The 20,014-nt window shown below is 73.3% G+C and carries 20 protein-coding genes; 8 read left to right on the top strand and 12 right to left on the bottom strand.

The window, feature by feature from the left end; all coding sequences use genetic code 11:
* Positions 1-94: 94 nt before the first annotated feature.
* Positions 95-1,066: a trypsin-like serine peptidase gene (locus ACOJVX_RS00725; RefSeq protein WP_051313519.1), complete on the bottom strand. Its 972-nt coding sequence runs from the start codon at positions 1,064-1,066 to the stop codon at positions 95-97.
* 163 nt (positions 1,067-1,229) lie between these two features.
* Between ACOJVX_RS00725 and ACOJVX_RS00720 the strand changes: the two genes are divergently transcribed.
* Positions 1,230-2,108: an LLM class flavin-dependent oxidoreductase gene (locus ACOJVX_RS00720; RefSeq protein ID WP_026417733.1), complete on the top strand. Its 879-nt coding sequence runs from the start codon at positions 1,230-1,232 to the stop codon at positions 2,106-2,108.
* 305 nt (positions 2,109-2,413) lie between these two features.
* Positions 2,414-3,493, top strand: coding sequence for a MerR family transcriptional regulator (locus ACOJVX_RS00715; protein WP_026417734.1), 1,080 nt, complete (start codon positions 2,414-2,416; stop codon positions 3,491-3,493).
* 45 nt (positions 3,494-3,538) lie between these two features.
* On the opposite strand, the gene ACOJVX_RS00710 is transcribed toward ACOJVX_RS00715, so the two are convergent.
* Positions 3,539-4,102 (bottom strand): helix-turn-helix domain-containing protein, encoded by a 564-nt coding sequence (locus ACOJVX_RS00710; RefSeq protein ID WP_026417735.1) that lies wholly within the window; start codon positions 4,100-4,102, stop codon positions 3,539-3,541.
* Between the two features lie 227 nt (positions 4,103-4,329).
* On the opposite strand from ACOJVX_RS00710, the gene ACOJVX_RS00705 reads away from it, so the two are divergent.
* Positions 4,330-4,989 (top strand): endonuclease, encoded by a 660-nt coding sequence (locus ACOJVX_RS00705; RefSeq protein ID WP_026417736.1) that lies wholly within the window; start codon positions 4,330-4,332, stop codon positions 4,987-4,989.
* A gap of 98 nt (positions 4,990-5,087) precedes the next feature.
* Here ACOJVX_RS00705 and ACOJVX_RS00700 read toward each other — a convergent pair whose 3' ends face one another.
* The 3 genes from ACOJVX_RS00700 to ACOJVX_RS00690 all read right to left on the bottom strand — a co-directional run bounded on the left by ACOJVX_RS00700 (position 5,088) and on the right by ACOJVX_RS00690 (position 7,351).
* A complete protein-coding gene (locus ACOJVX_RS00700) occupies positions 5,088-5,501 on the bottom strand; it encodes a DUF350 domain-containing protein (RefSeq protein WP_035273910.1) in 414 nt (137 codons plus the stop codon).
* Between the two features lie 193 nt (positions 5,502-5,694).
* Positions 5,695-6,846 (bottom strand): glutathionylspermidine synthase family protein, encoded by a 1,152-nt coding sequence (locus tag ACOJVX_RS00695; RefSeq protein ID WP_272500042.1) that lies wholly within the window; start codon positions 6,844-6,846, stop codon positions 5,695-5,697.
* Between the two features lie 16 nt (positions 6,847-6,862).
* Positions 6,863-7,351 carry a hypothetical protein gene (locus ACOJVX_RS00690; protein WP_081715259.1) on the bottom strand — a complete coding sequence of 163 codons (489 nt, stop codon included), beginning with the start codon at positions 7,349-7,351 and terminating at the stop codon, positions 6,863-6,865.
* 332 nt (positions 7,352-7,683) lie between these two features.
* Between ACOJVX_RS00690 and ACOJVX_RS00685 the strand changes: the two genes are divergently transcribed.
* Both ACOJVX_RS00685 and ACOJVX_RS00680 read left to right on the top strand, forming a co-directional pair.
* Positions 7,684-8,946, top strand: a complete 1,263-nt coding sequence (locus tag ACOJVX_RS00685) for a septum formation family protein (RefSeq protein WP_418155177.1) — start codon at positions 7,684-7,686, stop codon at positions 8,944-8,946.
* Positions 8,946-9,296 carry a metallopeptidase family protein gene (locus ACOJVX_RS00680; RefSeq protein WP_026065694.1) on the top strand — a complete coding sequence of 117 codons (351 nt, stop codon included), beginning with the start codon at positions 8,946-8,948 and terminating at the stop codon, positions 9,294-9,296. The genes ACOJVX_RS00685 and ACOJVX_RS00680 overlap by 1 nt, the downstream gene beginning before the upstream one ends.
* Before the next feature lie 22 nt (positions 9,297-9,318).
* Here ACOJVX_RS00680 and ACOJVX_RS00675 read toward each other — a convergent pair whose 3' ends face one another.
* Together ACOJVX_RS00675 and pheA are read right to left on the bottom strand one after the other, a co-directional pair.
* Complete coding sequence (locus ACOJVX_RS00675) at positions 9,319-9,981, bottom strand: histidine phosphatase family protein (protein WP_026417740.1); 663 nt, start codon at positions 9,979-9,981, stop codon at positions 9,319-9,321.
* Entirely contained in the window at positions 9,978-10,937 is a 960-nt protein-coding gene (pheA, locus tag ACOJVX_RS00670; protein WP_026417741.1) for a prephenate dehydratase, read from the bottom strand. Before pheA ends, ACOJVX_RS00675 begins: the two co-directional genes overlap by 4 nt.
* 170 nt (positions 10,938-11,107) lie before the next feature.
* On the opposite strand from pheA, the gene ACOJVX_RS00665 reads away from it, so the two are divergent.
* Entirely contained in the window at positions 11,108-11,701 is a 594-nt protein-coding gene (locus tag ACOJVX_RS00665; RefSeq protein WP_245588701.1) for a macro domain-containing protein, read from the top strand.
* A 50-nt stretch (positions 11,702-11,751) separates the two neighbouring features.
* Here ACOJVX_RS00665 and ACOJVX_RS00660 read toward each other — a convergent pair whose 3' ends face one another.
* Complete coding sequence (locus tag ACOJVX_RS00660) at positions 11,752-12,273, bottom strand: Hsp20 family protein (RefSeq protein ID WP_035273913.1); 522 nt, start codon at positions 12,271-12,273, stop codon at positions 11,752-11,754.
* A 274-nt stretch (positions 12,274-12,547) separates the two neighbouring features.
* Here ACOJVX_RS00660 and ACOJVX_RS00655 point away from each other — a divergent pair, with 274 nt between their 5' ends.
* Entirely contained in the window at positions 12,548-13,183 is a 636-nt protein-coding gene (locus ACOJVX_RS00655) for a response regulator (RefSeq protein ID WP_026417743.1), read from the top strand.
* Between the two features lie 142 nt (positions 13,184-13,325).
* Here ACOJVX_RS00655 and ACOJVX_RS00650 read toward each other — a convergent pair whose 3' ends face one another.
* Entirely contained in the window at positions 13,326-13,925 is a 600-nt protein-coding gene (locus tag ACOJVX_RS00650; protein WP_026417744.1) for a TetR/AcrR family transcriptional regulator, read from the bottom strand.
* Between the two features lie 105 nt (positions 13,926-14,030).
* Between ACOJVX_RS00650 and ACOJVX_RS00645 the strand changes: the two genes are divergently transcribed.
* The gene (locus tag ACOJVX_RS00645; protein ID WP_026417745.1) at positions 14,031-14,777 is read left to right on the top strand and encodes an SDR family NAD(P)-dependent oxidoreductase; all 747 of its coding nucleotides are present in this window, start codon (positions 14,031-14,033) and stop codon (positions 14,775-14,777) included.
* Positions 14,778-14,855: 78 nt separating this feature from the next.
* On the opposite strand, the gene ACOJVX_RS00640 is transcribed toward ACOJVX_RS00645, so the two are convergent.
* Genes ACOJVX_RS00640 through cydC form a run of 3 tightly spaced genes read right to left on the bottom strand, consistent with a single transcriptional unit; the run spans position 14,856 to position 19,960 of the window.
* Entirely contained in the window at positions 14,856-15,110 is a 255-nt protein-coding gene (locus tag ACOJVX_RS00640; protein ID WP_026417746.1) for a hexameric tyrosine-coordinated heme protein, read from the bottom strand.
* 52 nt (positions 15,111-15,162) lie between these two features.
* Positions 15,163-16,311: a GAF domain-containing sensor histidine kinase gene (locus tag ACOJVX_RS00635; protein ID WP_026417747.1), complete on the bottom strand. Its 1,149-nt coding sequence runs from the start codon at positions 16,309-16,311 to the stop codon at positions 15,163-15,165.
* 16 nt (positions 16,312-16,327) lie between these two features.
* Complete coding sequence (gene cydC / locus ACOJVX_RS00630; protein WP_422647163.1) at positions 16,328-19,960, bottom strand: thiol reductant ABC exporter subunit CydC; 3,633 nt, start codon at positions 19,958-19,960, stop codon at positions 16,328-16,330.
* Positions 19,961-20,014 lie beyond the last annotated feature (54 nt).

The following is a 20,014-nucleotide window of genomic DNA, read 5'->3' as shown; positions in this document are numbered from 1 at the left end:
CCATCACCGCTGGTGAGCGGCGAGCGGAGCTGACCATCCGGATGGCCTACCCGGCACCTCGTCCTGTCACGCACGGCGGTGGCGGTGGCCGCCGTCACGTCCGCCGCCACCGGGTCAGGTTGCCCAACACCTCGTCGGTGATCCTGGTGCCGCTGTTCTCCACGCCCCAGCCATAGGCGTGCACGGCCACCACGCACGGGTGGCAGGAACTCGCTGGCAGGTAGATCGGGGCACCGCTCTGACCGCCGAAGGTGTCGTTGTGGTGGTAGACGCGGTGGTCGGTCACCCGGCGCACCTCGTCGACGCTCTGCCACTGGGAGGCCGAGGGCTCCCGGTCCTGTGGGTACCCCTGGGTGACCGTGGTGGCGCCCACCGCGACGGGGCCGGGCGCCTGGTGACCGAACCACCCGGTGGTGGCACCGACGGTGCAGTCCAGCTGGAGGGCCGCGTAGTCGTGGTCGATGCTGCCGTCCCTGGTCCAGCCCACCGTCGCGAACGCGTCGAGGACCTCGCAGTAGCCGTAGGGGGCGTGCGTCCCGTTCCGCCCCGGGTAGACGCGGAAGTTCGTCTTCCAGTCGGCGCCCGGCCCACCGTGCACGCAGTGCCCGGCGGTAGCGACCATGTCCGCGGCGTAGAGGTAGCCGGTGCACCAGCTGGTGCTGTGGGTGAGGTAGACGACCGCGCGCGCCGGGTACGCGGTGGTCCTGGTCACCCGCCGCCGGTCGTCCTCGCCGATCACCGAGTAGGGGGTGGTGTCCGCCTCCGGTTCCGCGCCGGGGCCGGCGAGGTCGGGGTCGAACCGCACCCCCCGCGCGTCCGCCAGGTCCCCGGTTCCCTCGTGGGGTCGGTTCCCGCCATCGTCCCCACCGGCCGCCGGGGAGGAACCCCCGAGACCCGACCTCGACCTCCAGTCGTGTCGGTCCGCCGGCGGTTCCGCCTGGTCGGCCGCCACGGTCACCGCCGCCGCGGCGCTCCGCGGGCTCGTCGGGAGCCCGGCGTCGACGACGACGGCGAGCACCGAGCCGAGCAGGGCGGCGGCGAGCGGGCCTCGGAGACGACGGTTCATGCGGTCACCCCTTCCTGTTGGCTCCCTGCTGCGAACCTGCCCCAGATGCCCGAACATCGACAGTCGAAAGCGCCCGAACCGGCCGAAACCACCCGTGGCGGGGCTCCACGAGAATCGTGAGGTGGTTTCCCGTCCGGGACCCGGACACGTAAGGTCAACCCGCGTGCGAGTTGGCATCGTGATCCTCCCCGAACACCGTTGGTGGGCCGCCGAACCCAAGTGGCGAGCGGCCGAGGAGTACGGCTTCGACCACGCCTGGACCTACGACCACCTCGGCTGGCGGTCCCTGGTCGACGGGCCCTGGTTCTCCGCCGTGCCCACCCTGACCGCCGCCGCTCTCGTGACGAGCCGAATCCGGTTGGGCACCTACGTCGCCTCCCCCAACTTCCGGCACCCGATCCCGTTCGCGAGGGACGTCGCCGCGCTGGACGACGTCTCCGACGGCCGGCTGCTGGTCGGGATCGGCGCCGGAGGTGCCGGCTACGACGTGGAGGTGCTCGGGGGGCGGGAACTACCACCTCGGGCACGGGTGGACCGGTACGGCGAGTTCGTCGAGCTCCTCGACACCGTCCTGACCAACGACCGCACCACCTGGCGGGGCGACTACTACGAGGCCGTCGACGCCAGGAGCGCCCCCGGCTGCGTGCAGCGCCCCCGGGCTCCCTTCGTCCTGGCCGCGAACGGCAGGCGGTCCATGCGGCTGGTCGCTCGCCACGGCGACGGCTGGGTGACCACCGGTCGGCAGACCGAGGACGAACGGGAGTGGTGGAGCTCGGTGGTGGAGCTGTCCTCGGTCATGGACGAGGTGCTCGCCTCGGAGAACAGGGGCAGCGCGAGCGTGGACCGGTACCTGAGCCTGGACTCCGGCGGCGAGTACGGGCTGACGAGCGTGGAGTACTTCCGGGATGCCCTGGGTAGGGCCCGGGAGCTGGGATTCACCGACGTGGTCGTGCACTGGCCGAGGTCCGACGGGCCGTACGCGGGGCACGAGAGCGTGTTGGAGGCGGTCGCCGCCGAGGTGTTGCCCGCCCTGCGCCCCTGAGATCACCCGCCGGCCGGGCGCCCGGCCCCACGGGTGGCGACCGGTACCGCGCCCCCCCGGCGGCCCACGGGCGGGAACCCCTTCGGCGGCCGATCGGGACGCCAGGGCGCTCCACCTCCGGACGGACCGGCGACGGCACCGCCAGACGACGGACCGCACGACAGGTCGAACTCGTGCGAACCGGTCGGCTGGTGGCGGTGCGGTGGGTTGGCCCCGGCCGGGCGCACCCGCGCCGCTTGACCCTCCCCCTGGGTCAGAGCCCAGTGTCGTGGACACGGGCGAGGAGCCCGGGACGAGGAGGGGACATGGCCGGCCTGAGCATCGGGGAGTTCGCGCGAGCCTCCGGTCTGACGCCGAAGGCGCTGCGGTTGTACGACGAGCTGGGTCTGCTGCGGCCCGCCCGGGTCGCCTCGTGGTCGGGGTACCGGTCCTACGACCGGGACCAGTTGGACCGCGCCAGGCTCGTCGCGTCGCTGCGGGGGTTGGGCATGCCACTGGCCCGGATCCGGGTCGTGGCGGACCTGCCGCCCGCCGCCGCCGCCACGGAGGTGGCCTCCTACTGGCGCCAGGTGGAGGCGGACACCGCGGCCCGGCGTCAGCTGGCCACCCACCTCGTCCGTCGTCTGACGAGGAAGGACAACGGAATGCCCACGGAGGCACGGGGTTGGCTGCTCGACTCGGCCACTCATGTGGACGGCGGACCGGTGCGGCCCAACAACCAGGACGTGGTGTTCGCGGGGCGTCGGCTCCAGGTGGTCGCGGACGGGTTCGGCGCGCCGGGGTCGGATCGGACCGCGAGCGCGGCGGCCGTCGAGGCGCTGCGGGTGTTGGACCGGGCCGAGGGGCACGGGGACGTCGCCGTCGTGTTGGGGGACGCGGTGTCCAACGCCGCCGAGGCGGTTCGGGAGTTCGGTTCCTCCGCGCCCGAGCTGGCGGAGGCGGGTACCACGGTGACCGCCATGCTGTGGTCCGGTTCCAGGTTCGCCCTGGCCCACATCGGCGACTCCCGCGCCTACCTGCTTCGGGATGGTGAGTTCTCGCAGCTGACCCACGACCACACCTTCGTCCAGTCCCTGGTGGACGAGGGTCGGCTGACCGCTGAGGAGGCGGCCGCCCACCCGCGCCGGGCGGCGCTGCTCCGGGCCCTGACCCTCCCAGGAACGGGCGACCCGGACTTCCACCTCAGGGAGGCACGACCCGGCGACCGGTACCTGCTGTGCACCGACGGCCTGCACGCCGTCATCCCGGAACCCCGGCTCCGCGGAGCGCTCCTGGCCGCCGGCACCCCAACCCAGACCGTGAACCGCCTCGGTGAACTGGTCCGGCAGGCCGGCGCACCCGACAACACGGCCTGCGCCGTCACCGACGTCCTCGGACCCCCCTGACCACACCGAGACCGCGCACCAGCGCCCGGATCCCGGGAACCAGCGTCACCGGGTGCAGCCGATCGCCAGGAAGTCGACCGGCACCCCACCCTCCGCCCCCAACCGGTGCGGAACCCGCGAACTGAAACTCGCACTGTCACCCGAACCCAGCAGCACCGTCTCGGTACCGAACTCGATCCGCAACCGACCCTCCAGCACGTACACCCAGTCGTGGCCATCATGGGTGGCCAGGTCGGTGTCACGCCGCACGGGTTCGAGCCGGTACCGGGCCGCGTACAGACCGGGCACCACCGCCCGAGGGGTCAACACCTGGGCGGACAGGCCCCCGCTGTTGACGCTGGGCACGTCCTCACCGCGCAACACCACCGCGGCGGGCCCCGGCGGCTGGTCGGTGAACAACTCCGCCACCGACACGTCCAGCCCCGCCGCCAGCCGCACCAGCACGTTCAGGGAGGGCAGCCGGTCCCCGCTCTCCAACCGGGACAGGTGCGGCTCGCTCAGGCCGCTGACCGTCGCCAGCTGCTGCTGGCTCAGTCCTCGGCGGGTGCGGAGCCTCCGCACCCGCCGGCCGAGCCCGGCGAGCGCCTGGTCCGAGACATCAACCGCCATACCCCGCAGGTTACGTCAGCGGACCCGACGCGGCCCGCCGGCCGAAACCGGGCCCGGGTCGCGACCGGAGGTCGGGGTGCCGACGGGGGCCAGGTCAGCGCGCGGTGTCGGGCCCGGGAGGCGCGGGTACCCCGATGGGCAGCGTTCCGCTGTGCTCGTGGTGGCCGCCGGCGCGGCCGTGGCGCCCGGGCCGACTGGGTGGGGAGCCGGAGGGGAGGACGTCGGAGATGGCCAAGGGGAAGGTTCGTGTCCTGCTGGACCGCGCGGGGCGGACTTACTCGGACGAGGGAGGTGTCTCGCTCGCGGACAAGCCGGCGCCGCTGTACCGGCTGCTGGTGCTGTCCATGCTGGCCTCGGCGCCGGTCCAGTCGCACCTGGCGATGGCGACGTCCCGCGAACTCGTCAGGAGCGGTTACGGAACTCCGGCGAAGGTGGCGGCGGCGGACTGGCAGGAGCTGGTGGACGCGCTGGGGAGGGCCCACTACCGCCGGTACGACGAGAGCACCGCGACCTCGCTGCGGGAGGGCGCGGAGCTGGTGCGCGACCGGTACGGCGGCGATCTGCGCCGGATGCGGGACGAGGCGACCCGCACCGAGAACGGCACGAGGGTCCTGGACCGCGACCGGCTGCGGGAGCTGCTCACCGAGTTCCGCAGGATCGGGCCGACCGGGGCGGACATCTTCTGCCGGGAAGCGCAGCTGGTGTGGCCGGGGCTGCGCCCCTACTTCGACCGGAAGGCACTCGACGGTGCCAGGCGCGTGGGCCTGCCCACCGACCCCGAGCGGCTCGCGTCACAGGTGGACGACCCCGAGGACTACGCCCGGCTGGCCGCCGCCCTGGTTCGGGTCACCCTCGACCGCGAGGTCGCGGAGGACGTGACGGCGTGACAGCGGGGAACGGCCGGCCGGGGTGCGGGACCGGCGGCCGGCCGGTGGGCGCCGACAGCCGATCGGACGGTTTCCCTCGCTGGTCGGCGGCGGAGACGTCAGATGATGGAGACGGCGACGACGAGGCCGAGCGCGAGGTGCGCGGCGGCCACCACGAAGCTCCCGGCGGTCAGCTCGTCGTCGTGGATGAGCTGACCGATCTGGACCCGCGCCACCCACTCGAGCACCCGCACGGCGACGACCTGGGCGATGATGCCGACGAGACCGAAGACCACGGCGGCGATCAGGCCCTCCACCAGGACACCGGAGGCGTTGTAGATCGCGACGACCACGATCAGGGCCATGCTGAACAACCCGGACGACGTGATGACCACGGCGTTGGGCTTGCCGGCCCGCACCAACTCGTTCAGCCGGCCGGGTGTGGTGAGGTCGATCGCGAAGAAGGCGACCAGCATCAGCAACAGCCCCACGACCGCGTAGAGGGCGATCGCGCCCACACCCTGGCCGAGCATCGAGAAGTAGTCCGCGTTCAGGGCGAGCTGGGTCTGGGTGGCGAGTGGGCTGGCCACGGCGTGGAACCTCCTCCGGTCTGACTGGCCACTGCGGCCTGTCGGCGGACCAAGTCTTACCCGAGATGGACCACCAGGCGACCGGCGGGTCCAGATCTTTGACCGTTATGCAACGCTTTGGGAACTCGTTCGCGTCTCAGCCGGGAATCCGGTGTGGCACGAAGGCGGCTCCGTCGTCGGTGACCAGCCCGGCGGACTCCCGGATCCCCAGCCCCGCCGACTCGTCACCGACCACCCAGGCGCCCAGCACCGGGCGCATGCCGTCGAACTCGGGAAGCGGGTCGAGCATCTGGTAGACGAAGCCCTCGTCCCCGTACACGCCGCCCGTCTCCTGCTCCATCCCGGGAGCGACGATCTTGATGTTGGCGCCCTCCCGTCCCAGGCGGGGCTTGCGGACGTACTCCGTGAGCATGCCCGGGTCGTCCAGGTAGGCCGGCAGCAGGTTGGGGTGGCCGGGGTACATCTCCCAGAGGACGGCGAGCAGCGCCTTGTTCGACAGCAGCATCTTCCACAGCGGTTCGACCCAGAGGGTCTGGGGCTGCGACGGCAGGACGTGCTCGCCGAAGACGTCGTCGACCACCCATTCCCACGGGTACAGCTTGCAGACCGTCGACATGGGGGCTTCCTCCAGGTCGACGAACCGCTCCAGCAGGGGGTCCCAGCCGATCTCCTCGATGGGGAGGCCGACGGTGTTCAGGCCGGCCTCGGCGGCGGTCTCCTGGAGGTAGGCGGCGGTGATGTGGTCCTCACCGGTGCTGTCGCCCCCGGACCAGGTGAAGTGGATCTCGTCGGAGGGCAGCGAACCGGCGATGTGCTCCCACCGGGCCACCAGCTTCTCGTGGATCGAGTTCCACTGGTCCGACCCCTCGTGGGTGTCGGTGAGCCAGTGCCACTGCACGACCGCGGCCTCCAGCAGCGAGGTCGGGGTGTCCGCGTTGTACTCGAGCAGCTTGGCCGGCCCGGTCCCGTCGTAACGCAGGTCGAAGCGCCCGTAGAGGTACGGATCGTGCCGTTTCCACGACTCGACCACGTAGGGCCAGACCTGCTCGGAGATGCCGAAGTCCCGGAAGCGGTCGGCCGCGACGGCGTTCTCGACCGCTTCGAGGCACATCGAGTGGAGCAGCTCGACGTCAGCCTCCACCGACAGCACCTCGTCGAGCTGGAACACGTAGTGCACCGACTCGTCCCAGTAGGGACGTGGTTCCCCGTCCCGGCCGCGCGAGGGGGTTCCGAAGACCAGCCCCTGCGACTCGACCCGCTGCCGCCAGTCCGGCCTTGGCTCCGACATCTCCCGGTGCACCTGGTCAGCTCCCCCCGCTGCCCCGTCCGGTGCCGAAACCGCCCCGTTGGATGGTCGTCCCGGACTGGGTCCTGATCTCCGCGTTGTTGGGACGCACAGTAGTCCCCCCGGACACCGTGCCCCCCGGGTTGGGGGTCCCTCCGTAGTTGTAGTGGTAGCTGTTCCCCGCGATCCAGATCAGACCGCCCGTCCCGACGTAGCCACCGTTGGAGGTCGCCTGCTGCGGGTCGCAGTAGCTCTCGTCCTCGACGACGTTGTCCTCGGAGTCGACGCAGTAGGCGGTGACCTCCTCGTTGGGCTGGGCGGCCGCGTACATCACGGCGACGAGCGCCACGACGCCGACGGTGACGCCGCCGCCGATGAGGACGCGCTTGCGGGTCCTCGCCCTGGCCTCGGCGGCGGCCGCGGCGCGCTCCTCCTCCTCGCGGCGACGCCGCTCCGCTGCCATCCGGGCCCGCTTCTCGGCGAGGGTGGGTTCGCGGGGCTTGGTCACCCCGAACTCCTGCTGCCGGATCTGGCCCCGCCGTGGTGGCGTGGGACGGGACGACATCGGCCCGCTGCCCCGCTGGCCAGGCGGTGGAGTGGTTCCGCCGCCTTCGACATGCCGGTCGGACCCGCCCTCATTACTCTCGGGAGGCTGCTTCGGGTCGTGGTCTCGGTCGTGATTCGTCATTGGCTACCCCCACGGCACCGTGCTTCCTTGGTAACTGGGACGCAAAATTCCCACCGTTGGACCTTATTTTCACCCGAATGGACGAATTTGGCCAGGTAGGTTGAGGTGGAGCACGATCAGTGTGCACCTCCTGAGCAGGCATGATGGATGAGATGCCCGAGATGAGCGAGCAGAGCGAGCAACGGCAGACCCCCCGCCGCCGCAACACGCGCGTGATCATGATCGGCGCGGTGCTCGGCGCGACCGCGGTGCTCATCGCGACCGCGCTGGCGATCCTGCCCGTCGGTGGGCCCGGTGGTGACCGCCCCAGTCCCGGCGCCGAACGCGGTGGCGAGGAGACCGAGCAGGAACCACAGCCGTACCAGCTGGTCTTCGAGGCCAACCCGGGTGAGTGCCTGTTCTGGACCGAGGACGACGCCTCGGACATCCGGACCGTGACCTGCGGCGAACCCCACCTCTTCGAGGTCACGGGGAAGGTCGACCTCGCGCAGATCCAGGTCGACGACAACGGCGAGGTCGTCCCGGAGGGCGGGGAGGACGCTCCCCCCGCTGGTCCGGCGGCGGCACCGGGTGCGGGCACCGAACCCTCCGACGGCGTCGAGCCGCCGGGACCGCCGGAGCCGAACTTCCCCTACGCCGACGAGGACGCCCCCTTCCCCACGCCCGAGCAGTGGCTGGAGCTCAAGGACCAGCAGTGCGTCCCGCTGTCCAGGGACTACCTCAGCGGCCAGCTCGACCCGTACGGCCGGTTCAGCGTCAACGCCTTCACCCCGGACCGGGACACCTGGGACGACGGGGACCGGACCATGCACTGCGCGCTCCAGCTGACCACGATCTCCGGCGGGCTCTACCCGATCACGGGACGGGTGGCCGAGCTGGAGCAGGCCGACGTCCACGAGCCCGGCGTCTGCCTGGGGATCAACGGCGCGAACCTGGCCGATCCGGTCGACTGCGCCGAGCCCCACGCCCAGGAGATCGTCTCCGTCATCGACCTCTCCGACCAGTTCCCGGACGCCTACCCGGGGACCGACGCGCAGGACGAGTACCTCGCGCCGGCATGCCGGGAGGCCTCGACGGAGTACGCGGGGATGCCGGTCGTCGACAAGGGGGTGGTCCCCTCGTGGAGCACGCTGGCGCCCGAGAGCTGGGAAGCGGGCACCAGGAAGGTCAAATGCTTCGTCGCGCAGCTGCTCCCGGACGGCAGCGGCTACGCCCCGATCACGGGTAGCGTGACCGGCGACATCACCGTGGGCGACCAGCCGGCACCGCCTCCGTCGGAGACGGTGCGGCCGGGCGTGCCGGTGCCGACCGAGGAACCGTCCACGCCGGCCGAGCCCTCGGGCGAGCCGTCGGACGCGGTTCCCCCGTCCGACGCCCCCGATCGGTCGGGTGAACCGGACAGCGAAGGAAACTGATGCCGGTAGAGATGTCCCGGGCCCGCTTCGACGAGCTGGTCTCCGAGGCGCTCGACCTCGTGCCCGAGCGGTTCGCCGCCGCCATGAACAACGTGGTCGTCCTGGTGGAGGACCACAACGAGGAGGACCCCGGGCTGCTCGGGCTGTACGAGGGGGTCGCGCTCACCGAACGCGACTCCACCTACACGGGGATGCTGCCGGACCGCATCTTCGTCTACCGGAGCCCACTGTTGGAGATGTGCGGGAGCGAGGAGGAGGTGGTGGACGAGGTGGCCATCACGGTCGTCCACGAGATCGCCCACCACTTCGGCATCGACGACGAGACCCTGCACGAGCTCGGCTGGGCCTGAGCCGGAGCCCCGGGCCCGCTGGTCAGTCGCCGGCCGCGCCCGCGCCGGCCGGTTGGTCGTCGCCGATGTCGTCGTGCCCGGTCCAGAACACGCAGCGCCACCCGGAGGCGAGCGAGGTGTCCGCCTCCAGCACGACGCGGCCGGTGTTGGGCAGCAGGACCTCGTCGGCCGCCCGGCCCGTCACGTTCTCGGCGATCCAGCCCCCCACCAGGCGCAGCGCGGCTCCGTGGCTGACGAGGACCACCGTGCCCTCGGGGTGCCGGTCGCGCAGCTCCTCGAGCACCGGGAGGAAGCGGTCGAGCACGTCCTGGCCGGACTCCCCGCCGGGGAGGCGACTGCTCACCAGTCCCGTGTGCCAGGAGCCGAAGATCTCGTGGAACGTCCTGAGCGCGTCGACGTCGGAGCGGCCCTCCAACTCGCCGCACTGCACCTCGTGGACGCCCTCCAGGACCTCGACGGTGTGGCCGTGCCGGGCGGCCAGGGGCGCCGCCGTCTGCCGCGCCCGGGTCGCCACGCTGGCGTAGACGGCGACGACCGGTTCCTCGGCCAGCTCCTCGGCCAGCGCCTCCGCCTGGAGGCGGCCCAGGTCGGTGAGGGGCGGGCCCGGCGGTCGGCTGTCGAGCACGCCGCCCACGTTGGACTCGGTCTCGCCGTGCCTCGCCAGGACCAGCCGGAACGCGCTCATACCTCTCTCCCCTCCCTGACCGCGCGCACCCACGCGCTGGCCTCTGCGAACACTTCGTCGGACGTGTGCCGGCCCTCGTCGGGGCCGTGGACCCTCGGTATCGCGTCCGCCTTCGCGAACGAACCGAGGAACCGGACGGTGACGCAGCGGCGCCGGAGGGCGGCGAGACCGTCCGCCATCCTCGACTCGCCGACGTGACCGTCGAGGTCCAGGAAGAAGCGGTACTCGCCGAGGCGGTTCCTGGTCGGCCGCGACTCGATCCGACTCAGGCTGATGTCGCGGAGGGCCAGCTCGTGGAGGGCACCCGCGAGGGACCCGGGGTGGTTGGGCAGGACGACCGCGATGGAGGTGCGGTCCCACCCGGTGGGCGGCGGCGGCGCGACGGGCCGGCTGAGCAGCAGGAAGCGCGTCTCCGCGTGCCGGACGTCGGCGACGTCCTCGGCCACGGCCGCGAGGCCGTAGTGCTCGGCGGCCACCGGTGTGCTGACCGACGCGTCCACCTCCCCGTCCCGGACCGACCTGGCGGCGGCAGCGGTCGAGGTGCTGGGCAGCACGGCGGCCCGGGGGACGTTCTCGGCCAACCAGTTCCGCACCTGGGCGGCGGCGTGGGGGTGCGTCGCGACGGTGCGCACCCGGTCCAGGGTGGTTCCGGGGCGGGTCAGCACGCTGAAGCGGACCGGGAGCACGGTCTCGGCCACGGCCACGGTGGGCGCACCGGAACTGAGCGCGTCCAGGGTCGCGACGACGGAGCCCTCGACGCTGTTCTCGACGGGCACGACGGCCAGCTCGGCGGTGGGCTCGGCGTCCGAGGTCCCGGAGACCGCCCGCACCGCCTCGTCGATGGTGGCCGAGGGCGCGAGCGCGCTGCCCCCGGGAAGCACCTCGGCGCGCCCCAGCGCCCGTGCCGCCTGCTCGCTGAACGTTCCCTCGGGACCGAGATAGACGACACGCGGCATGTTCGCCACCCTACGGGCCTGCCGGGGGTGGCCGTCGAGGGGTGGGGACGAACGGACGGCGACGATCTCCCGCCTGGAGGACAGCCCTTCCACCCTGGTGGATGAAGATCACTGGTTGGCAACGGACGCCCTGGTTACGTCGGCGGTCGGGCTCCTGAAATGCTTGGGGCGTGACCGACGTTTCGGTGCGTTCCACACTCCGAGGAGGCCAACAGCTCCAGCTGGTGCTCTGCGCGCTGGACGACCGCATGGCGAAGGCGTGGCACGAGATCTCCGAGGCAAGACCGGGAATGAGCGTGCACCAGGGCTCCATCCTGGAACTTCCCGTCGACGCGGTGGTCAGCCCGGCCAACTCGTACGGCTGGATGCGCGGCGGCATCGACGCGCTCTACGCCCGGGCTTTCCCCCAGGTCGAGGAGCACGTCCGCAGTGCCGTACTCGCCTACCACGGTGGGGAGCTGCCGGTGGGTGAATCGCTCGCGGTGCCCACCGGGGCGGCCCGGCCCGGCTGGCTGATCAGCGCGCCGACCATGCGGGAACCCGGGGAGCTCCTTCCCCAGGACACCGTGCACCCCTACCTCGCCGCGCGAGCCGTGCTCCGGCTCTGGGCGGAGGGACTGCTGGAGAGCGGCATGCCGGTCCGGCACGCCGTGCGCAGCGTCGCGATGCCCGGTCTGGGCACGGGGGTGGGTGGCGTCGCTCCCGAGACCTGCGCTCGGCAGATCGCGGCGGCATGGGACGAGGTGTTGGCCGACATCCGTTGACCCCGACCAGTGACCCCGGCCCGCGCGCAGGGCCGGGGTCACCTGATCGCTCACTCCGAGGTGGGCCGCTCGCCCTCGGGCTCGGCGGGCTCGACGGTCGTCCCCACCGCCGCCTGCCGGACGGGCACCCGGGTGGCCACCGCCTCGCGGGGCGTGACCTGCCGCACGAGGACCCGCAGCAGCCCCTGGTCGTAGTCGGCGCTCACCTGCTCGGCGGTCACGTGCCGGGGCAGGGCGAACTCGCGGCGGAAGCCGCCGCCCCTGATCTCCCTGGCGAGGACCGCGTCGCTGTCGGCCCGTTCCTCCTCACGCCGCTGGCCGCTGATCACCAGCCGGCCCTGGGACACCTCGACGGCGACGTCGTTGGTGATGTCCACCCCGGGCAGCTCCAGCGTGATCAGCACGTCCTCACCGCTGCGCACCACGTCCGCCGCCGGGACGAACCCGGCCGCGCGCCGGGCCCCGAAGGCCCGGTCGACCATCGCGTCGAACCTGCGGTCGATATCCCTGTCGACACCGCGCACCAGCGCGCTGAACGGATCCCACACCGGTCGACGAGCACTCGTGGTCATCTCGAACTCCCTCTCCGCTCCGAATCGGCACTCGGTCCCGTGCGTGCCCACCGGCTCGGCTGACGGGGTTCCCCGCCCCACTCCCACCGACCCGATTTGGCACTCACCTGTCATGAGTGCCAACGGTGCCGGCGCTGGCGTTGTTCCCGAACTCGCCAAAAAACTGGCACTCGACATAGGCGAGTGCCAGCAGGCACCCGCCCGGACGTAGCCGCCGTCACCTCGGGGGGGCAGCCCTCGAAAGGGCTGGCCGCTCGGGTCGTAGCGTGGTGCCGTGCCCATTCGTGTGCTCCTCGTCGACGACCACGAGGTCGTCCGCCGAGGCCTGCGGGACCTGTTGGACTCCGAGGACGACATCGAGGTCGTGGCCGAGGCCGGCAGCGCGGGCGAGGCCCTGGCCAGGGCCCGCCTGGTGGCCCCCCAGGTCGCCGTCGTCGACGTGCGCCTCCCCGACGGCGACGGCGTGTCACTGTGCCGCGAACTCCGTCAGCTCGACCGCCCACCTCGCTGCCTGGTGCTCACCGCCTTCGACGACGAACAGGCGATGGTGGGCGCGATCATCGCCGGTGCCTCCGGCTACCTGCTGAAACAGGTACGAGGCCAGGATCTGGTCACCGCCGTGCGGGAGGTGGCGTCGGGCCGGTCCCTGCTGGACTCCGTCACCACCGAGCGGGTGCTGGAACGCATCCGCCGCGAGCAGACCCCGGAGGAACTGGCCGCGCTGACCGAACAGGAACGCCGGGTGCTCGACCTGATCGGGGAGGGCCTGACCAACCGGCAGATCGCCCAGCGCCTCTTCCTGGCCGAGAAGACGGTGAAGAACTACGTGACCTCGGTGTTGGCGAAGTTGGGGATGCAGCGGAGGACGCAGGCCGCCGCCTGGATCGCCCGTCGCGGCCGGCGCCCCTGAGGGGAGCGCCTCCGGTCGGGCTGGACTCCCCGGGTTGGGCCTGGTGCCGCCGGGGCGGAACGCCGTCAGCGGACACTCGCCCGCCCTTGGCGGCGCGGTCATCCTCGGGCGGGTCGCCCGGAGGGGCGGCGGCCCGCCCCGCTCAGGCGGGCGACTCCGCCCAGGGCGGGCCGGACAGGAACAGCTCGACGACCCGGTCGAGCTCCGCGCGGGTGGCTCCGTGCGTGGCCTGCACGGCGAGCCCGTGGGACGTGGTCATGACGTGCCGGGCGAGGTCGGCCGCGTCCAGGTCCCCGGGGAGGTCCCCCTCGTCCCGCGCCCGCTGGAGCCGTCGCCGCAACTCCAGTTCTCCGGAGCGGCGCCAGGAGGCGAGTTCGTCGCGCGGACGCCCTCCCTGTTCTCCCGTGGCGAGTGCCGCCTGGACGAACAGGCATCCGCCGTGGTCCCTGGCTGTCACGACCTCGACGGTGCCCCTGAGCAGTCGTTCGACCACGGCTCGCGCCGTGGGTGCCAGCAGTGCCGCCCGCAGGTGACCACCAGGCCCCTCGGCGTAGCGGAGCACCACGGCCCGGAACAGCTCCTCCTTGTTCCCGTAGGCCGAGTAGAGGCTGGGCCGGTTGATCCCCATCGCCTCGGTGAGGTCGGACAGCGCGGTGCCCTCATAACCCTGCCGCCAGAAGACCTCCAGCGCGCGGTCCAGGCGTTCGTCGACGTCGAACCCGCGCGGTCGCCCCACCGCCATGCGCACCCCCTACTTCTGTACCGATCGTTAGGGTACAGTCCCCGTTCTGTACCTATCAGTACAGAAGTGTGGGCGCCCGCCCACACCCCTGGGGACGGAGGGCACATGTCGGAAGAACTGGCTGGACGGGTCGCGCTGGTGACGGGCGGTTCGCGGGGGATCGGGGCCGCCGTCGCGGCGGCGCTGGCCGCCGAGGGCGCGGACGTGGCCATCAGCTACGGCACGTCGGAAGCGCTGGCGGACGAGGTCGTGCGCGAGCTGCGGAACCGGGGAGTACGGGCCGCCGCGTACCGGGCCGACCAGGCCGACCCGGATCAGGTCGGCGAACTGGTCCGCGCGGTGGCCCGGGACTTCGGACGGCTGGACGTGCTCGTCAACAACGCCGGAGTGTCGGTGCGGGGTCCCCTGGACGACACGGGATCCGCCGCCGCCTTCGACCGCCAGTTCGGGATCAACGTCGGCGGTGTGGTCGCGGCCATCCGCGCGGCGGCCCCGATCCTCGGCGAAGGTGGCCGGATCATCACCATCGGATCCACGCTCGGGAGCCGCGCCTCCCTCTCCGGAGGGGCCGACTACTCGGCGACCAAGGCGGCCGTCGTCGGCTACAGCAGGGGCGCCGCCCGCGACCTCGCCCCGCGCGGGATCACGGTCAACGTGGTCGAGCCCGGCTCGGTCGACACCGACATGAACCCGGCCGGCGGACCGTCCGCACCCGCCCAACTGGCGATGAACCCGATGGGGCGGTACGGCAGGCCGGAGGAGATCGCCGCCGGCGTCGTCTTCCTCGCCAGCCCCCGCGCCTCCTTCGTCAACGGGGCGGTGCTGCCCATCGACGGGGGCGTCCTGGCCTGAGGCCCGGTTCCCGTCGCCTCACACCACGGGCCGGGACCGCCGGGCGGAGCACCCGGACGGGCCCGGCACCGGGGAGGATCAACGCCAGTAGTCGTTGGCGGCGGCGATGGTCGCGAACTCCGTCGCCACCACCTGCGCCGCCTCGATGAGGCTGTCGGGGTCGGTGGCGTAGTGGGGCCGGCCGCCGCGGAGGATCTCGTGGTCGGGTTGGATGTGCTGGACGGAGTGCCTGGCCAGTTGGAGCGCCAGCTCACGGCCGTGCTCGGGTGTCGGGACGATGAGCGTGTTCCCGGGGATGGTGGTCCTGCCCTGCTTCGGGACGACATGGGTCATGAGGCGATCGTCGTGGCAGCCGGCCCCCACCGCGAGTCGACCTCACCCCGGTTCAGTACAGCGGTACCTCCCAGGTCACCGTCGTCCCGGTGTCCGGGGAGGACTCCACCCGGCACTGGCCACCGGCCGCCGCCGCCCGCTCCTCCAGGTGGAGGAGCCCCCGCCGGGTGACACCCCGGGGGATACCGCAGCCGTCGTCGGCGACCCGCAGCCGCAGGCCCCCCGGGTAGCGGTGCAGCTCGACGGCCAACGACCGGGCTCCCGAGTGGCGCACCACGTTGGACAGCGCCTCCCGCAGCGCCGCCCGCGCGTGGTCGGCGACCACCACGGGCACGTCGTCACACCCACCGACCAGGTCCAGGGTCGGGGTGAGGTCGAGCAGGCCGGCCGCCGTGGCCACCTCGGCCCGCACCGAATCGGGCAGGTCGACGGCGGCCCCCTGGTCGGCCGGGTCGGTGGACCGCAGCTCGCGGACGGTGTCCCTGATCTCGCCGATCGTGCCGTCCAACTGCTCGACAATGTCGGCCAACCGGGCCTCGTCCGCCGGTTCCAGCCGGCCGGCGAGCCGACGGCCGAGCAGGTCGAGCCGCACCCCGGCGGCGTACAGCCGTTGCACGACGACGTCGTGCAGGTCGCGGGCGATCCGCTCCCGCTCCTGGTAGACCGCCACCCGTTGCCGGGCGGTGGAACCCTCGGCGAGCACGATGGCCAACCCCGCCTGGGCCGCGAAGGCCGCCAGCACCTCGACCGTCGTCGGCGCGAACGACCTCGCCCCCCGCCACCGGTAGACCGCCAACGCCCCCAACCGGCGCTCCCGGGTCCCGAAGGGCGCGACGGCGAACGGGCCGTACCCGCGCAGCTGCGGCGGCACGAACGGGGAGGTGCTCGGATCGGCGGTCACGTCGTCGACGACCATCGGCACCCCTCGACGGGCGACCCGGGAGGCCACCGAGCGGGGGGAGAGCACCGCGCCCATCGGGTCCCGCACCCGCCCGGCGGAGTTCCGGTCGGCGTGCGCGGCCTCGACCGTCAGGCTCCCGTCCTCGGCGCGCACCATCACCAGGCACAGGTCGGCCTCGGTGAGGGCGGCGGCCCTCCGCGCGACCAGCGGCAACACCGCTTCGGGCTCGTCGTGGGACATGGCGGCCGTGGTGATCTCGGTCGCCGCGGCCAGGGTGTCCCTGGCGAGAGTGGAGTCCATCATGGCAGCGGCCACGCTACTCGCCCCCCGTGTTCTGCCGGGGAATGCTGACGCGGTCACCGCTGGCCGCCCCCTCGGTGCGCACCCGATCCGAACCGGCCAGCACCAGGAGGTCGAGGTCCTGGTACTCGCGAACCGCGCCTGAGCGCACCTCCACGACGAGGTCGGCGTCCAGCACCTCCTCCGGTCGGTGCGTGACGTGCACCACGGTCCGCCCGGCGAACTCGGCGCGCAGCCTGGCCAGCACCTCGCGGGAGGTGGTGGCGTCGAGGTGGGCGGTCGGCTCGTCCAACAGCACCAGCCCCGAGTCGGGGGCGGCGAGGACCGCCCTGGCGATCCCCAACCGGGCGGCCTCACCCCCGGACACGCTGAGTCCGCCGCTGCCGAGCACCGCGTCCAACCGGTCACCCCAGTCGGGGAGACCGGCGACCGCCAGCGCGCGCCGCAGCTCGGCGTCCCCGGCCCCGGGCCGCGCGACGCGGAGGTTCTCCCGCACGGAGGTGGAAACCAGGGCGGGGTCCTGCGGGCACCACGCCACCCGGTCGGGCAGCCTGGCGACGCCGGTGCGCGGCGGCACGAATCCCAGCAGGAGCGCCAGCAGGGTGGATTTCCCCGCCCCGGACGGTCCGAGCACGGCCACGTGCGCTCCGGCGGGCAGCCGCAACGTCACCTCCCGCAGCACCGGCTGGCGGTGTCCGGGCCACCCCGCGTCCACGTCACGCAGCACCACCTCGCCGTCCGGGGACGGCAGGGTCGTCGCTCCCCCGGGTTCGACGGCACCGTCGTCCTCGGCCTCACCCCACACCTCGTCGAGGCGACGCTGGGCGTCGCGCAGCGCGCCCGCCTGGGTCACCGCGGGTGGGACGGTGGCCACGACCTCGGCGACCGCCAGGGTGGACAGCACCAACACGGCGACCAGCACCGGGTTCAACGCCCCGGCGGCCACGGCCGACGCACCCAGCCACAGGTTCGCCAGCGCGGCGGCGCCGACGACGGCGGTGAGGACGGCGGACCCGGCACCGGCGCCGAGCGCGGCCCGAGCGGCCTGCCGGCCGAGCTCGCGGTCATCCTCGGCCAACGCGGCGCGACGTCGCCCGGCCGCGCCAACGGCGACCAGGTCCGCGGCGGAGTCCAGCAGGTCGAGGACGCCGACCGCGACGCGACGCCGACCAGCCGCGACCCGCCGCTCGGCCCGGCGCTGCACGGCCAGGGCGGCCAGGGACCCCCCGCCGAGCGCGAGCACCAGCGCCACCGCCGTCACCGCGCCGGCGGACGGCAGGATCAGGGAGTGGGCCAGCACCACCATCGCCCCGACCAGCAGTGCCGCCGCCGGCGGCAGCAGGACCCTGGGGACCAGGTCCCGGACCTGGTCGACGTCACCGACCAACCGGGCCGCCGTGTCGGAGTCGCGACGGCGCGGGACCCGGGCCGGCCCGAGCCGGACCAGGGCGTTCCACAGCCGGACCCGCAGCCTGCCGGACAGCCGGAACGCCGCGTCGTGGGAGACGAGCCGCTCCAGGTAGCGCAGCAACGCCTTGGACAGCGCGAAGGTGCGCACCGACACCGCCGCGACGGTGAGGGTGAGCACCGGTGGTTGCCCGGCGGCGGTGGCGATCAGCCAGGCCGCGGTGCCGGTGAGCGCCACCCCCGCGGCCAGGGCGAACGCCCCGAGGACGACGCCGAGGGCCGTCCGCCGGTCCACCAGGTCGCGAAGCCGGCTGGCGGCGGGACCAGCCACCGGCTCCCCGCCCCCTCCTGGCGCGGTCGTCGCCTCGCCGGACGAGGGCGGGGGCGACGCCTCGGCGGCGGTGGGGCGGTGCGTCGCCAGCACCACGACCGCCCCCCGATCGGCCGCGTCCTCCACGGCGGCCATCACCCGCGCGGCGGTGACGCGGTCCAGGTTCGCGGTCGGTTCGTCGAGCAGCAGCACGCTGGCCCCGTGCCGCACCCGCAGCAGTGCCCGGGCGACCGCGACCCGTTGGCGCTCGCCGACCGACAGGGTGCGGACCGACCGGCCGAGCAGCCGGGCGGCGCCGACGGAGGCCGCTACCTCCCCCAGCTCGGCGTCGGTGGCCGTCGCCCCGGGCCGGTCGCTCAGCGCCAACCGCAACTCCTCGCTGACCGTCTCCGCGGTGAACCGGGGGTGCTGGGGGACCCAGGCCAGCGCCGACCGCCACCGGTCCGGCTCCCACCGCGTGACGTCCCGACCGTCGGCGAGGACCTGGCCCTCGTCCGGCCGGACGAAACCCATCAGGACCGAGAAGGTGGTGCTCTTCCCGCTGCCGCTGGGACCGATTCCCCGGTCGCCGGCGCGGTCCGGCGCCAGGACCCGTCCGGGGGTGAGCCGCTGGTGGGGGTCGTTCGCCGCCACCGCGCCCCGGACCCCGACCACCCGCCCCCGGTCCGAGCTCGGTCCTGGTGGCGCGTCGAGCCGGAGGATCTGACCGGCGGAGACGGTGAAGGACAGGCCGTCCGGCGCGAACCGGTCCCGGCGGGCGACCCGCAGCCCGGACACCCGCAGTTCCGCCACCCGAGGTGGCGGCGCCTCGGAGGAACCGTCCGATACCGCCGCGGCCGTACCGCCGACGAGCACCTCGTGCACCCGCCGCACGGCCTCCACCCCGTCCTCGCTGGCGTGGTAGGCGGCGCCCGCCGCCCGCAGCGGCCGGTAGCACTCGGGCACGAGCAGGAGCACGACCAGCGCCGTGACCAGCTCCACCGACCCGGAGACCAGCCGGAGGCCGATGTTGACCGCGACCAGCGCCACCGACAGGCTGGCCAGCAGCTCCAGGGCCAGCGCCGACAGGAACGCCACCCGCAGCGTGCCCATGCTCGCCTTCCGATGGCTCTCGTTGACCCGTCGCACCGCCTCGGCCTGTTGACCGGCCCGCCGGAACGCGGTGAGCACCCCGAGGGACCGGACGAGTTCGAGCAGGTGCCCGGACAACCGGGCGGTGGCGTCGGCCGCCCGGCGGGAGCGGTGCTCGGTGTAGCGCCCGATGAGCGCCGCGAACAGCGGGATCAGCGGCACGGTCACCAACACCAGCGCGGCCGACGGCGGGTCGGTGAGCAGGATCCACCCGCCGACGAGCGGCGGCACCGCCGCCGCCGTCACCAGTGCGGGCAGGTAGGCGCGGAAGTACGGGTCGAGAGCGTCCAGCCCGGTCGTCGCCAGGCTGCTGAGCCGGCCCACCCCGCCCGCGACGGCGTCGTCCCCACCGCCCCGGTGGATCCACTCCGGGCCACGGCCGAGGGCCGAGTCGAGCAGCGCGGACCGCAGCTCCCGTTTGACCCCTCCGGCCGCGCGGGCCGAGGTCGACTCCAGCGCCCACGCGACCACCGACCGGCCCAGGACCGCCGCCGCCGCCCACCCCAGGGGCGCGAGGACGTCCCCGGCGGGTACCCGGTCCACCACGACCCCGGTGAGCGCGGTGGCAAGACCGACCGCCTGCGCGACGAGCAGCACGGCGTCGGCGACCGCGAGCAGGCCGATGACGACCAGCGATCGGCGGGCCGAGGTCGACAGGGCCGGCAGCGGTCCGAGCGGGCCTCGGAACCGTCGAGCGGAGATTCCCACCCCTGCACTCTCCGGGCGGGTCCGGTCGGTGTCCAGAGCCATCCCGTCCGTCACCTCCTCCGCGTCCGCCATGCGGACGTACCGCCGAGCCACCGGCCCGCCCCGCACCGTCGCCCTCCCCGCACC

This window comes from Actinoalloteichus caeruleus (genome assembly GCF_049311605.1).
GTDB lineage: Bacteria > Actinomycetota > Actinomycetes > Mycobacteriales > Pseudonocardiaceae > Actinoalloteichus_B > Actinoalloteichus_B caeruleus.
The sequence above is the reverse complement of the archived record's forward strand: the minus strand, read 5'-3'. Positions and strand labels throughout refer to the sequence as shown.